14 protein-coding genes are annotated in these 12,637 nt (G+C 64.0%); 5 read left to right on the plus strand and 9 right to left on the minus strand.

The window, feature by feature from the left end:
* Positions 1-23 precede the first annotated feature (23 nt).
* Positions 24-1,931, minus strand: a complete 1,908-nt coding sequence (locus YUU_RS0127905) for an acyl-CoA synthetase (protein ID WP_027525354.1) — start codon at positions 1,929-1,931, stop codon at positions 24-26.
* Positions 1,932-2,368: 437 nt separating this feature from the next.
* Here YUU_RS0127905 and YUU_RS0127910 point away from each other — a divergent pair, with 437 nt between their 5' ends.
* Positions 2,369-3,487, plus strand: coding sequence for a preprotein translocase subunit SecD (locus YUU_RS0127910; RefSeq protein WP_051389914.1), 1,119 nt, complete (start codon positions 2,369-2,371; stop codon positions 3,485-3,487).
* Positions 3,488-3,503: 16 nt separating this feature from the next.
* Here the strand turns inward: YUU_RS0127910 and YUU_RS0127915 are convergent, their stop codons facing one another.
* From YUU_RS0127915 to YUU_RS51880, 6 genes are all read right to left on the minus strand, one after another.
* Positions 3,504-3,803, minus strand: a complete 300-nt coding sequence (locus YUU_RS0127915) for a hypothetical protein (RefSeq protein ID WP_027525356.1) — start codon at positions 3,801-3,803, stop codon at positions 3,504-3,506.
* Between the two features lie 17 nt (positions 3,804-3,820).
* Positions 3,821-4,270 (minus strand): minor curlin subunit, encoded by a 450-nt coding sequence (locus tag YUU_RS0127920; RefSeq protein ID WP_027525357.1) that lies wholly within the window; start codon positions 4,268-4,270, stop codon positions 3,821-3,823.
* A gap of 40 nt (positions 4,271-4,310) precedes the next feature.
* Positions 4,311-4,655 carry a curlin repeat-containing protein gene (locus YUU_RS0127925; protein ID WP_027525358.1) on the minus strand — a complete coding sequence of 115 codons (345 nt, stop codon included), beginning with the start codon at positions 4,653-4,655 and terminating at the stop codon, positions 4,311-4,313.
* 44 nt (positions 4,656-4,699) lie between these two features.
* Positions 4,700-5,092 carry a curlin gene (locus YUU_RS0127930; protein WP_027525359.1) on the minus strand — a complete coding sequence of 131 codons (393 nt, stop codon included), beginning with the start codon at positions 5,090-5,092 and terminating at the stop codon, positions 4,700-4,702.
* A 125-nt stretch (positions 5,093-5,217) separates the two neighbouring features.
* Positions 5,218-5,604, minus strand: coding sequence for a hypothetical protein (locus YUU_RS0127935; protein WP_027525360.1), 387 nt, complete (start codon positions 5,602-5,604; stop codon positions 5,218-5,220).
* 129 nt (positions 5,605-5,733) lie between these two features.
* A complete protein-coding gene (locus tag YUU_RS51880; RefSeq protein ID WP_051389915.1) occupies positions 5,734-6,411 on the minus strand; it encodes a response regulator transcription factor in 678 nt (225 codons plus the stop codon).
* A gap of 687 nt (positions 6,412-7,098) precedes the next feature.
* Here YUU_RS51880 and YUU_RS0127950 point away from each other — a divergent pair.
* From YUU_RS0127950 to YUU_RS51885, 4 genes are read left to right on the plus strand one after another with little or no spacing between them, the layout of a single operon-like run.
* Positions 7,099-8,529: an efflux RND transporter periplasmic adaptor subunit gene (locus tag YUU_RS0127950; RefSeq protein WP_027525361.1), complete on the plus strand. Its 1,431-nt coding sequence runs from the start codon at positions 7,099-7,101 to the stop codon at positions 8,527-8,529.
* A complete protein-coding gene (locus YUU_RS0127955; protein WP_027525362.1) occupies positions 8,526-9,248 on the plus strand; it encodes an ABC transporter ATP-binding protein in 723 nt (240 codons plus the stop codon). The genes YUU_RS0127950 and YUU_RS0127955 overlap by 4 nt, the downstream gene beginning before the upstream one ends.
* Positions 9,245-10,468: an ABC transporter permease gene (locus YUU_RS0127960; protein ID WP_027525363.1), complete on the plus strand. Its 1,224-nt coding sequence runs from the start codon at positions 9,245-9,247 to the stop codon at positions 10,466-10,468. Before YUU_RS0127955 ends, YUU_RS0127960 begins: the two co-directional genes overlap by 4 nt.
* A gap of 51 nt (positions 10,469-10,519) precedes the next feature.
* A complete protein-coding gene (locus YUU_RS51885) occupies positions 10,520-10,825 on the plus strand; it encodes a response regulator transcription factor (protein ID WP_051389916.1) in 306 nt (101 codons plus the stop codon).
* Between the two features lie 68 nt (positions 10,826-10,893).
* Here the strand turns inward: YUU_RS51885 and YUU_RS0127970 are convergent, their stop codons facing one another.
* Together YUU_RS0127970 and YUU_RS0127975 are read right to left on the minus strand one after the other, a co-directional pair.
* Positions 10,894-12,015, minus strand: coding sequence for a ring-opening amidohydrolase (locus YUU_RS0127970; protein WP_027525364.1), 1,122 nt, complete (start codon positions 12,013-12,015; stop codon positions 10,894-10,896).
* A 355-nt stretch (positions 12,016-12,370) separates the two neighbouring features.
* Entirely contained in the window at positions 12,371-12,586 is a 216-nt protein-coding gene (locus YUU_RS0127975; protein WP_027525365.1) for a hypothetical protein, read from the minus strand.
* Positions 12,587-12,637 lie beyond the last annotated feature (51 nt).

Genomic DNA, 12,637 nt, shown 5'->3' on the forward strand with positions numbered 1-12,637 from the left:
CAGTTGTCTTGCCGCGAAGAAGACTACGCGTACACCACCTCATGCCGCATCACGAACGGATCGAGCAGCTTGTGCACCTCGCTTGCCGCCGCCTCCCGCTTGCCTTCCGGCACATTCGCGATCGTCACAGTCGCGATCGAGCCGTGGCTGCCATGGGCGCCGACCTTTACCCTGCAGTCGAGGCCCTTCTCGGTGAGCGGGGTGAGCACCTTGGCAAATACGCGCTGGGCTGCGTCCCAGCGCAGTTGCGGCTTGAATACCTTGCCGACGCCGGTGACGGGCATCGGATCGATCGGAATGATCTGCACGGGCACGGCGGCGCGTTCGGGCGTGCGCTCGCGCACCCAGCTCTCCAGCTCGCCCGGCTCGACCTTCGCGCCCGGCTTGAGCTGCACGTAACCGACGGGGAGCTCGCCGGCATAGGCGTCGGGCTGGCCGACCACGGCGGCAAAGCCGACGGCCGGATGCTGGAACATGATCTCCTCGATCGGTGCCGGATCGATGTTGTGACCGCCGCGGATCACGAGGTCCTTGGCGCGGCCGGTGATCCAGAGATGGCCGTCCGCATCGAGCCGGCCGAGATCGCCGGAATTGACCCAGACCTCGTCGACGAACGCGCCCGTGTTGTGGGCATCGTTGAGATAGCCGCCGAACACGCCGGGCCCGGCCATGATCACGACGCCGATCTCGTCCACGGCGCAGTCGCGCTCGAGTCGTCCCCCGGCGTCGAGCCTGACGATGCGCACGCGCGAGTAAGGCATCGGCAGGCCCACCGAGCCGAGGCGGATGGGGCGGTCCGGATAGGCCATGGTGTGCACGCTCGAGGTCTCGGTCATGCCGTAGACCTCGACCACCGGGAGCTTCAGCTTGTCCTGGATCGCGGAGCCGACCGCGACCGGAATCGCCGAGCCGCCACCCGCGGCAAATTTCAGGCTCGAAATGTCGGCGCCAGCCGGCGGTACGGCAAGCGTTGCCGCAAGCACGGTCGGCACGCTCGACAGCGCCTCCGGCTTGAAGCGTTCGACGAGCTGCCAGATGTTCTTCACCGCATTGGGATTGCGCCAGCCAGGCGGTGACAGCACCACGAGGCACCCGCTACCCGCGAGCGTCGTCAGCACCTGCGTCAGCGAGCCTCCGACGTGAAACAGCGGCATGCCGAACAGCAGGTTGCCGCCCGGCTTCGACTTCAGCAGCAGGTTGAGCCCCCACGCCTGATAGACTTGGTTGGCATGGGTGTGGCGTACGAGCTTTGGCGTGCCGGTGGTGCCGCCGGTGTGGAAATAGGCCGCGATGTCGCCGCCCAGAATCTTGCGGCCACCGACGAGCTGGTCCGCCGGCTGCTGCTTGATGAGATCGTTGAAGGCGAAGATGCCGTTCGCGGGATCGCCGCCGCCACCCACCTGCACGATCGCCTTGAGGCGCTTCAAGGACGGGCGGATCTGCTCGACCTTCTGCCAGATGTCGGTACCGGGCACGGGGCCGAGCGCCACCAGGATCGTGGTGTTGGCAGCCTCCAGGATCTCCGCGATCTGATGTGGCTCCAGCAGCGGATTGACGGGATTGGCGATGCCGGTGGCCTCCGCCGCGAACAGCGTCACGAAAGCGTCCGGCAGCAGCGGCAGCATGAAGCTGATGACGTCGTCTTTGCCCGCACCCAGCGCGTGAAACATGTTGGCGGCCTGCGTGACGCGCTCGACGAAATCCCCGTGCGAGATGATCAGCGGCGCATCGGCGGGATCGGCATTGGGCAGGAACTGGATCGCCGGCGCATCGGGATTCCGGGCCGCCCCGAGCCTGATCGCATCATAGGTGCTTTCGGCCGCGATGCGCTCCGCGTAAGGCACCCGCTCCAGGGCACGGACCTGCTCGTCCGTGGCCAATTCCGGATAGTCCTCGCCGATGATCCGATCGAGCGCGTGAATGCCCGCCATTCCGTCCGTCCTCCCTCATGTCCAGTGCCCGCCTGGCTTGTTTGAGTTTGCTTTCAGGCGGGGCCCGATCCGCCCGCGCGGATCAGGAGCTGACAGAATGATCGATGATTTGGCCGCCGTCCATGCCCCGATCGCTCGCTGGCGACGAGACAGAGGCTCTCAGCCACCGGAAGTCGCTCCGCTGTGGTAGTCCGGACGCGTGCGACGGCCAGTCGCAGTTCGCCTTGGGAAAGAAATCGCCGCGGCCTTCCGGCGTCATGTCCACCAGCGACAGCCGGGTTCCGGACGTGCCTGTACCCACTCGTCGAAACGTGGCGGCCTTCACCGGGCGAGGGGTGATTTGGCGATTGAACCTCCTTTGCCGGCAGGGGGACCAAGGGACTGAGGTTACGACTGAAGTTTCGTGGCAGACGCCGTCTGCCGGAAGAGAGAACGCCATGACCATCGACGTGAGTGCTTTTGGACGCAGGACGAGCGCCGGGTCGACCGGGCTGATCGCGGCTCTCGTCGTCGCCGCCGCAGTTGCCGCCCCCCTGCGCGCGGCGCTCGCCGAGGATGCACCACCGGTCGACAAGATGCGCGCCAAGATCGGAGCCTTCGCCGAAAAGGCGATCGCGCAACAGGGCGGCTCGCGCATGGTGTTCAAGGTCGACGCCGGCGCCTTGCGCGAGCGGACGGTGAACGATCTGCGCGACGACGTCTATCGCATCGTGCACGACGGCCGGGTCCCCTTCTCCGGCCTTGCGATCCGCGACGGCGGCGTCGAGGTCAAGATCGCCGAGCCGAAGGACCGCGACCGCGTGCTCGCCAAGCTGACCGCCGCCAAGGACTACCCGCCGATCCCCGGCAGCCCGGTGACCGTTGCCGACGCCGGCAACGGACAGATCAGGCTCACGCCGACGGACGCCGCCTTCGCTGCCTATCTGCGCGACCTGGTCGACCGGTCCATGACCATGATCGATCAGCGCCTGTACGACATCGACATCAAGCCGGCCGGCGTGCTGCCTGATGGGACCGACCGCATTCGCCTGGTGCTGCCGGGCGTCGCCGATCCCGATCGCGTCGCTGCGCTGTTCGCAAAGAAGGTGCGGGTCAGCTTCCGCATGGTGGATATTTCGACGTCTTCCCAGGACGCCCTGAAGGATTCCCTGCCCGCAGGCTCCGAAGTCCTCTACGGCTTCAAGGACAACACGCCTTGGCTCGTGCTGAAGGAGAGCCTGCTCGAAGGCGACGACCTCAGCGATGCCGCGCCCGGCTACGACTCCAGGACCCACGCCCCGATCGTGAACTTCCGCTTCAACGCCCGCGGCCAGCGGCGCTTCGCCCATGCCACCGAGGACAATGTCGGGAAGCCGTTTGCCATCGTGCTCGACGACAAGGTGCTCTCGGCCCCCATCATCCGTGAGCCGATCACCGGTGGACAGGGGCAGATTTCAGGAAACTTCACCGTTCAAGAGGCCAGCAGCGTCGCCAGCAAGCTGGTCGCCGCGGCACTTCCCGGACGTCTGACGCTGGTCGAGCAGCGGGTCGTGGAGCCAAGCGGCGCGAGCCGCTAAAGCGGCGTCTCGGTCTTCATTGCCCGGAGTGGCTCCGCAACCATTCGCGCAAGGCGGGCGGGAGGTCCGCCGGATTCGTACTCTGGGTCACGACCGCGGTGTTTCCGCCGCTCTTGCGGTAGACGGTCGTGCGCCCAGGCTCTTTCTCGATCCGCACTTCTGCTTGCGCGGGATCGCCGCTTTGGGTGATCACCATCTGGCCGTTGGCATCCTGCACGATCGTCGTATGGCCGTCTCCATCGCTGCCCGCCGACGCCGGCCCCGTTCCGCTCGACACCATCATCACCACTCCTGCTGCAAACAGAACGAGCTTCATGCGCGTGCCTCTTGCGATCACCGCCCGAACTGGAAGATGGCGGCCCAGTTGAAGCGACCGAACTGACTGACGGCGCCGGTATTCATGTCGCCAACCTGCACAAGCAGTGTGTTCGTGGCATTACCCATCTGCATGACGTTCGCCGTGTTGTTCACGCCCAGCTGACCGATCGCCGCACTCGTCGTTCCACCGGTCTGCATGACGTTAGCATAATTGGTTGCTCCGGTCTGGATGATAGTGGCATCGACCGGACCCGTGCCGCCGAGTTGGATGACCCGCGCGAAATTGAACTGCCTGTTTTCCTCGACCAGGGCCGGCTGCTGATCATTGCCGAACCCGAAGACCGTCTCGACGCTGATCTTGCCGGCGGACAAGCCGGTCTTGATTGTGCCGGCGGATGCTGCGGTACTCGCCGCGACTGCGGCGGCGATCGCGGTCGCCGCCCAAATGTGACTGCGCAATCTCATGAGATCTTTCTCCCGGCAGTTCCGAACGGGGGTTCGGATCTCACGGACTGGTCTGGGTGACGTGCGACGTGTTGTTCAGGCCGACTTGGCCAACGAACCCGGAATTCAAGCTCCCGAATTGGGAGAGCGACGCGCTATTCGTCCCGCCAAATTGCAGGATGCCGGTGGCGTTGTTGCTGCCGGTCTGGGTGACGGTCGCGCTGGTCGTGCCGCCGACCATGAATATGCCGGCCATGTTGGTCGAACTGCTCTGGTTCAGGACGACCGGCGGCCCGTTGACCGAGACGATCGTCTTGATGTCGGCGCTTTGCGCCCGTGCCGGGCCGCTCGCCATGCAACAGGAGACGAGAGCTGCCATCGCAGCGACCACAAGATGCTTGTTCATCACATGCCTCCACATTAGTGCCGAGATCTCGGCGCGACCTCAGCTCACGGAGCTGCCTGAAGGATGGTGGAGCCGTTCACAATCCCGATCTGGCCCACGGCGGCCGCGTTGTTCAAGCCGATCTGACCGATCAGGCTCGTGTTGGAGCCGCCGACCTGACCGACCGCGGCATTGTTGGTCGCGGTGGGCGTCGTGCCACCCTGTCCGATCGTCGCCGAGTTGACCGAGGACAGCGATCCCAACTGCACGCTCGTCGCCTGGTTGGTCGCACCGAATTGCAGCGTCGTTGCAGTGTTGTTCACCGGGCCGCTCTGCGTCGTAGACGAGGTATTCGTGGTACCGAACTGCAACACTTGGACCGTGTTGTCAGCTTTGGCCTCGATAGAGGTCAACGCGACGACCATGACGGCCGTTGCGACTAGATAATTGATCCGCATGTGACTTCCTCCGTCAATAGTAGCTGGCCGATCCGCTCGTTGCATCAACGAGCCTGATCGCAATAATTTGGAATATGGCCCGGGCGCGCCGCGCTGTGACGCGCCCAGGTAGGTCCGGGGCTGGCTTAGTGCTGCGTAATGGTGCTGGAGTTCACGCCGAGGCCGATCTGCCCAACGGCAGCGAAGTTGTTCGGAAGGCCACCGATCGAGGACTGGCTGATTCCGCTGGTGTTGTTGCCGGTCGCAACCTGTCCGGTGACAGCGGCGTTCGCGGCGCCGACCTGGGTCACCGAGCTGGTGTTGTTGAGCGAAGGCGTGGTCGTGCCCTGCAGGGTAAGCGCGCCGTTCACGATGCCGACCTGAGTGGTCGTCGAGCTGTCGTTCACGTGGCCCTGCTGGTTCACGGAGGAGCCGTTCACGGCGCCAAACTGGAAGGTGGTCGCCGTATTGTCGGCGCGGGCGCCGGCGGTGAGAGCGAAGAGCGCGACGGAAGCGAGAATCAACTTACGCATGGAGTATCCCTTTCGTGCCAAGGTTAGCGGTGAGCGATGTCGTATGCAAAACTCTGCGACATCATGCGGGATACTCTGAACCGTCGAGGCGGCGCCTGATAGACTGAGGTTCATGCTAGTCCGGACGGACTAGATGCCGCGTGCGAATTCGGCTCCATTCAATGCGACGGCGCCGTGACGTGTCGTCGCAACGTTCGGCCTGATGCTGTCGACGAGCCTCACCACCTCGATGGGTGAACGCAGCTGCAGCTTCCGCATCATGCGGGCGCGGTGCACCTTCACCGTCACCTCGCTGACATTCAGCCTGGCCGCGATCTGCTTGGCGACGAGTCCCTCCGCCATCAGCAGCAATATGTCGCGCTCGCGCCCCGTCAGCTCCTCGAAGCGCTGCCGGGCATGGCGCACGACGAGCTCGCGCTCGAGCCGCCTGCGGTCACGCTCCACGCCGAGCCGCACCGCATCGAGAATCTCCTGCTCGCGAAATGGCTTGGGCAAAAATTCCACCGCACCACGCTTCATCGCTTCCACCGAGATGCGGATGTCCGAATGGCCGCTGATGAACACGATCGGAACCGAGACCCCCGAATCGGCCAGCATCCGCTGCAAATCGAGCCCGGTTGGCGAGGTGCCGGGAAAGCGAACGTCGAGCACCAGGCACGACGGGCCATCGGAGAGTTGCTCCACCAAGAATTCGTCAGTCGAGCCGAACAGCTTCACCTCGAGCCCGGCGTCATGGCAGAGATCTGCAAGGGCACTCCTTATTTGCTCGTCATCGTCAATCACGTAAATCGTTGCCGGGCTACCCATGACTCAAAGTCTCCTTGTCCTATAACTTTTTGTCGTGAGAACCGATCGCCGCTGGGTTCCCTCACACGCAATCAACCAACCATCCTAGTGCAGCGGCGTGACATTGCTGTGGGCCAGTTCACACTTCCTGCGCTGTGGGCCAGTTCACACTTCTGCGCTCCTTCCCCTCGATGCGACAGATCGATGACAACGCGCCGCATGTGCAGGCGTCGAAACACTGCGTCGCATTCGACGATGATCATTAAGCTTGGTCTTGCGTGAGATCACGGCATCGCCGACGACATGACGCAGCGTTGCGGATGCGGAAGGCCGCGCTTTCGTGCAACGAATGTGCTGAAGCCGCCGCCGTGTCGCACATGTACTCATGGTGCGCTCTCATACACGAGCAGAAATCAGTACGCTCCCACCAGCGCATATCCCCTCTCCACCATAGCACATCTTACAATTAGTGATTGAAAAAGATCGATTCTGAAGCTGCGTCGTATCCCGAAGTATATCCAACATCCCAAAAGTGGCGGATCGGCGGCTCACAACTTGACGTTTGTTTCATGGAGCGCACACGTCCAGGGGCCTAGAACCGACGACATATTGCTGGACCGTCAAGCGAGAGCGCAGAAATTGCTACCTGTGCGTGAGGGTGCGAATTGTGCCTGACGGTCTTCTTTTTGATAAGGCCGGGGTTTCAATATGCGTTTTGTGCCAATCCTCGTTGCGTTGGGTGGCGTGTCCGCACTTGCGGCGGCTTTTGCCATCGACCCCGCCGGTGTGCGCTCTTCGACGACCTGGATCGCAAACGAAGCCGGACACGCCTATCGCGCAACCACACAGGCCATCCTGCCCGCCCTACACGAAACGCCGACCTTCGGCTCCGACCCGCTGATGTTCCGCTACGCCTCGATCCAGCGCGGCAGCATCGAGCAGACGATCACGGTGACCGGCGCGCTTCAGCCGGTGAAGACGATCGAGGTGGGCTCGCAACTGTCGGGGCAGATCTCGAAGGTCTACGTCGACTTCAACGACAATGTGCGGAAGGACCAGCCGCTGGCGCAGATCGACCCGCGGAGCTTTGCGGCCAAGGTCGACGAAGCCAAGGCGGCGATCGAGATGGCGCGCGCCAATGTCGAGCTGGAACAGGCCAAGCTCGACCGCGGCAAGATCGACCTGGAGAATGCGAAGGGTACAAGGGCGGTGCTGTCGGCCAAGCTCGACAGTGCCCAGGCCGTGAAGGCGTCGGCGCAGCGGACCCTCCAGCGGAAATTGGCGTTGCAGTCGCAGAACGTGGTGGCAACCACGACGGTCGAGGATGCGCAGACCGATTTCACCGCGCGTCTCGCACAGGAGCGCGAGGCGGAGGTCCTCGTGACGCTGAACGCCTACGCCGTCGAAGGCGCCACCGCCGATGTGCGCCGGATCGAGGCCGAACTCCAGCAGGCGAGGACGGCGGTGCCGGAGAAGGAGGCCATCCTCCGCGCCGCCGAGGCCGATCTCGACCGCACCATCATCCGCTCGCCGATCGACGGTGTGGTCGTCGGCCGGTTCATCAACGAGGGCCAGACGCTCGCGGTCGGCCTCGAGGCGAGAACCGCCTTCCTCGTGGCGCACCGGCTCGAGGACATGGAAATCCACGCCCAGGTCGATGAGGCGGATATCGGACGCATCGCCGCCGGCCAGCGGGCACACTTCACGGTCGATTCCTATCCCGACCGCCGCTTCGAAGCGATCGTGCGACAGGTCCGCAAGGCGCCGCAGACCCAGCAGCACGTGGTCACCTATACCGTCGTGCTGTCGACCTCCAATCTCGACGGCGCACTGCTTCCCGGCATGACCGCCCTCGTCAAGATCGTGGTCGACCGCCAGGACGACGTTCTGAAGGTACCGGTCGCAGCGCTGCGCTTCCAGCCGAGCGGCACGCAGCCATCGACGCCCCAAAGCCGTGACGGCGTATGGCTGCGCATGCCCTCGGGTTCGCTCAAGCGCATCGCGGTCACAGTCGGCACCGACGGTGCCGAGCAGGTCGCGCTCAAGAGCGGCGACTTGACGGAAGGCAGCCAGGTCGCGGTCGGACAGGCGATCCGGCCTGCGGGCATGGAGCTCCTCGGAATAAGGTTCGGATCATGACCGCCCTGCCCGCACTCGTCAGCGTCAGATCAGTCTGTCGCACCTACCGGACCGAGGGCGTCGCGGTGACCGCGGTGCGCGACGTCAGCTTCGACATCCGGCGCGGTGAAAGTCTTGCCATCATGGGCCCGTCGGGGTCCGGCAAATCGACCCTGATGAACATGATCGGATTGCTTGATCGGCCGAGCGAGGGCGCGATCCTCCTGGAAGGTGGCGACGTCGCCGATCTGGCTGATGACCGCAGGTCCGAACTGCGCGCGCACGCCATCGGCTTCGTGTTCCAATCCTACAATCTTCTCGCGCGGCACAATGCGGTCGAGAACGTGGCGCTGCCGCTCGTCTATGGTGGCATCCGTCACAAGCAGCGGATGCTGCGTGCCGAACAGTGCCTCGAGGCGGTCGGCATGCTGCACCGGGCGCGGCATTTTCCGAGGCAACTGTCCGGCGGCGAGCAGCAACGCGTTGCGATCGCGCGCGCCCTCGTCGCCTCGCCGGCGATCGTGCTCGCGGACGAGCCGACCGGCGCACTGGACAGCCGGACCGGCGCCGAGATTCTGGCTCTGTTCGACGCACTCCATGACGGCGGCCAGACCATCGTGATGATCACCCACGATTCCAGCGTGGCCGCGCGCTGCGAACGAACCATTCGCCTGCATGACGGCGAGGTCGTCGCAGATGAGATGCGTGACCCATTGCCAAACAAGGTCTGGGCATCATGACGGCATATCAGGCCCTTCAGACCGCCCTTCACGCGCTGCGCCTCAATCCACTGCGCAGCATCCTGACCATCCTGGGTATCGTGATCGGCGTGGCCTCGATCGTCACCGTTTTCGCCATCGGCAAGGGCGCGCAGCTTCGTGTCGAGGAGCAGATCCGCTCGATCGGCTCCAACGTGCTGATGATCGAGCCTGGCGCGGTTCAACAGGGTGCCGTTCGCATGAAGGCCGGCACCAAGCTGACGATGACCGAGGGCGACGTGCAGGCGATCCTCGATCAGATTCCCGAGATCCAGACCGCGGCGGGTTCGGTTGCGGGCACCGCGCAAGTCATCCGGGAAGCCAAGAACTGGAACACCACGATCAACGGCACGACCACTTCGCACTTCATGGTGCGCGACTGGCAATTGTCATCCGGCCGATACTTCTCCGCGGCCGACGAAGCGAGCGCCGCGAAGGTCGTCATTCTGGGCAGTGCCGCCGCCAAAGAGCTGTTCGCGCCGGGCGACGATCCGATCGGCGCGCAAGTCAGGATCATGCAGGTCCCGCTCGAAGTCATCGGCGTGCTCGATCGCAAAGGTCCGGCGCAGGACGATGTCGCCTTCGTTCCATTGACCACCGCCAAGCTGCGCTTTCTCGGCAGCGCGAGCGGTATCAACCGCGACGCCATCGCCTATATCCTCGTCAAGGTCGCCTCCGATACCCAGATGGCAGGTGCGACCAGCGAGATCGAAGGCCTGCTGCGGCAACGACACAGGATTCCCGCCGGTCAGGCCGACGATTTCAAGGTGCTGGATCCCGCGGCTGCCATGGAGGCGCAACAGGGTGCCATCCGCACCGTGGCGCTGCTGCTGTTCGCGATCGCCTCGGTCTCGCTCCTCGTCGGCGGCATCAGCATCATGAATGTCATGATCGTTTCCGTCACCGAGCGCACCCGCGAGATCGGAATTCGCCGCGCGCTTGGCGGCCGGATGCGCGATATTCGTTTGCAATTCCTTTGTGAAGCTCTCGTCCTTTGTCTTCTTGGCGGCGCCATCGGCGTCGTCGGCGGCGTCACGATGTCGATGACGGTGGCGCGAGTAGCTGGCTGGGTCACCGCGATCGATATGCAGTCGATCGGCCTCGCCGTTGGATTTTCAGCCGTGACCGGTGTGATCTTCGGGTTCTATCCCGCCCACATGGCTTCCAAGCTCAGTCCGATCGAAGCGCTTAAGGTGGAGTGAGAAAAATGCTGGGATGGTCACATCAACCTTCATGCCAGGGAGGAATTGGTCATGAATACAAGCGTACCAATCACACCGACGCCGCGTGAGCGCGAGCTCATGATGCTGATTGCCCGTGGCATGCAGAACAAGAACATCGCCTACGAGCTCAAGATCTCCGAAAATACGGTTCGCGCGCATATCGGCAACATCATGCGCAAATACCGCCTTCAGAACCGGACCCAAATAGCCATCATCTTCGCACTTCAAGCCGCTTCGCCATCGCTGCGCAGTGACCTCGTGAGCGCCTCCGGTCCGACGCTCAATTCGGCCGCCGTGTCGATCCATCATCGCAGCGTGAACAGCGCCGCGAAGTAAACGCGTTACATTGGCCGACGTCAGCCGGCCGAACGCCGATGAGCACGGGGATACTCCCTCCACCGCGCTCAACCGGAATCATCGGCGACCCGCACGATGGCGGCAACAGGGCCGCCGCCCGGAGGCCCCTGGTGCTCGGCCCCGCCGGAGACGTAGACGGCGCCGGTTCCTGCAAGACCGCCGATCAGGCCGCCAACTGCGGCGCGGGCATGCCGTGTCGCGCTGATGTCGGTATCCTCCAGCATCGTGTGGCGAAAGCCGCGTACGCTGCCGTTCGGCGAGGCCTCCGCCTTGGCGAAGATATTGACGAGCTCGCGGCCCGTATCCGCCGTCGATCCGGCCTTTAACCCCACGCTTGCGAGCGCCTCGATCACGGCAGTGGCATCAATAGCGTCATGCATGACGGCATGGCCGATCTCGAACGTGCTCGCCGAAGACGCCGAGTTGCCGAGTACGATGACGACGTTGTGCATCAATTCGATCCCCGCCGATGTCGAGGCCACCGACGAAAACAGCTCGAACCGCCGCAGCACGTCCTCGTCGCGGATCCCGCCATCGATCTCGCCGAGCGCTACCGCAACCCCGAGCGCAGAGGCGCCGCGCGAATAGGCCATCGAGGTGTAGGCACTTGTCGTCACGGTTGTGTTGCCGCGCGCGGAGGCCGCCTCGACACGGTCGCTGGTCAGAAGCGGGCATTTGATCTGGACGAAATGCACGTCTTTCGGCTCGGTGATGCCGGCATCCGCCATGGCTGATGCCACCGCTTTCGCCGTTTCCCCGATCTGCGCGCTGCGGCCGAGCTCCTCGGGGAGGAAATCCCGGGTCTGTGCCATGCCGATGCTGAGCCGCTTTCCGGCAAGGCCGGCGGACGGTTGCGCGATGATTTGGCGCGTGAACACGGTGATGTGCGGGCTCAGCACGCCTTCGGTGCCGCCTGACATCACGAAGGCGATGCGCTGCTCGACCTGATGAGGCTCGAGCCCGATATGCGGCGCGAGCGCCGCGCAGAGCGCCGCCACGGCATACTCGCGCGTAAAATCGTTGACGCCGCCATTGCCCTCGGTCTTGCCCAGGACCGCGAGGATCGCGTTCGGATCGATCTCGCCCTGCTCGATCAACCCCAAAAGGCCTGCCACGTCGCCCGGCCCTTTGGTGGCAATTCGAACGACGCCGACCGATGTTGTGCGCATACCATCTCCCTCGCGGCGCGGCGATGCAGCAAGCCGACCGCACCAACGAGCATAGTGGTCGGGACAGGGATTTCCAGACTGCAAAATTTGCTGTCGCTTTCGTCAAGCTGTCATCGAACCGCTGCACAGAATTGTAGCAGACGGCGCTGACGACCATTCCACGTCGTCAAAGCCCGCTCAGCCAGCAGGTTGGTGGGCGTAGGCTCGGTCATTGCCTGCGGACCGTCGTTCGGCGTCGGTGAGCGCGTGCTCAGCTCGGTGCCGGCCCTTCGGCCGCTCGGCTTCTTCCCAGAGCTGTGGGTACGTGCGCGAATCTGCTCGTCAGTCGGGTAAGGCATCACAAGTCTCCCAACGATCAACCGGTCCCCGTGATCTGCCGCTCCAGGCGCCGCGCCGCGCGAAATTCATCCAGATGATGGATATTGGGCGCGAACGCCGCCTCCCTGGACAAGAGATGATAGACGCGCGCGACGGTTCGCTGCTTGCGCTTTGCCGGTCCCGCCGGCAAGGCACGCGCCTTGCGGGTGGCCACGATCGCGTGCTCACGAAAATAGTCGCAAGAATCGGACATGACTGCTCACCGGACATTGCTTTCAGTGCTAATGGCCTCGAACGGAGCCCG

Source organism: Bradyrhizobium sp. Ec3.3 (genome assembly GCF_000472925.1).
GTDB lineage: Bacteria > Pseudomonadota > Alphaproteobacteria > Rhizobiales > Xanthobacteraceae > Bradyrhizobium.

Excerpts from the sequence above, each read along its gene's own strand:
- YUU_RS0127905 (WP_027525354.1), bottom strand. The coding sequence starts at position 1,931 with ATGGCGGGCATTCACGCGCTCGATCGGATCATCGGCGAGGACTATCCG.
- YUU_RS0127910 (WP_051389914.1), top strand. The coding sequence starts at position 2,369 with ATGACCATCGACGTGAGTGCTTTTGGACGCAGGACGAGCGCCGGGTCG.
- YUU_RS0127915 (WP_027525356.1), bottom strand. The coding sequence starts at position 3,803 with ATGAAGCTCGTTCTGTTTGCAGCAGGAGTGGTGATGATGGTGTCGAGC.
- YUU_RS0127920 (WP_027525357.1), bottom strand. The coding sequence starts at position 4,270 with ATGAGATTGCGCAGTCACATTTGGGCGGCGACCGCGATCGCCGCCGCA.
- YUU_RS0127925 (WP_027525358.1), bottom strand. The coding sequence starts at position 4,655 with ATGAACAAGCATCTTGTGGTCGCTGCGATGGCAGCTCTCGTCTCCTGT.
- YUU_RS0127930 (WP_027525359.1), bottom strand. The coding sequence starts at position 5,092 with ATGCGGATCAATTATCTAGTCGCAACGGCCGTCATGGTCGTCGCGTTG.
- YUU_RS0127935 (WP_027525360.1), bottom strand. The coding sequence starts at position 5,604 with ATGCGTAAGTTGATTCTCGCTTCCGTCGCGCTCTTCGCTCTCACCGCC.
- YUU_RS51880 (WP_051389915.1), bottom strand. The coding sequence starts at position 6,411 with ATGGGTAGCCCGGCAACGATTTACGTGATTGACGATGACGAGCAAATA.
- YUU_RS0127950 (WP_027525361.1), top strand. The coding sequence starts at position 7,099 with ATGCGTTTTGTGCCAATCCTCGTTGCGTTGGGTGGCGTGTCCGCACTT.
- YUU_RS0127955 (WP_027525362.1), top strand. The coding sequence starts at position 8,526 with ATGACCGCCCTGCCCGCACTCGTCAGCGTCAGATCAGTCTGTCGCACC.
- YUU_RS0127960 (WP_027525363.1), top strand. The coding sequence starts at position 9,245 with ATGACGGCATATCAGGCCCTTCAGACCGCCCTTCACGCGCTGCGCCTC.
- YUU_RS51885 (WP_051389916.1), top strand. The coding sequence starts at position 10,520 with ATGAATACAAGCGTACCAATCACACCGACGCCGCGTGAGCGCGAGCTC.
- YUU_RS0127970 (WP_027525364.1), bottom strand. The coding sequence starts at position 12,015 with ATGCGCACAACATCGGTCGGCGTCGTTCGAATTGCCACCAAAGGGCCG.
- YUU_RS0127975 (WP_027525365.1), bottom strand. The coding sequence starts at position 12,586 with ATGTCCGATTCTTGCGACTATTTTCGTGAGCACGCGATCGTGGCCACC.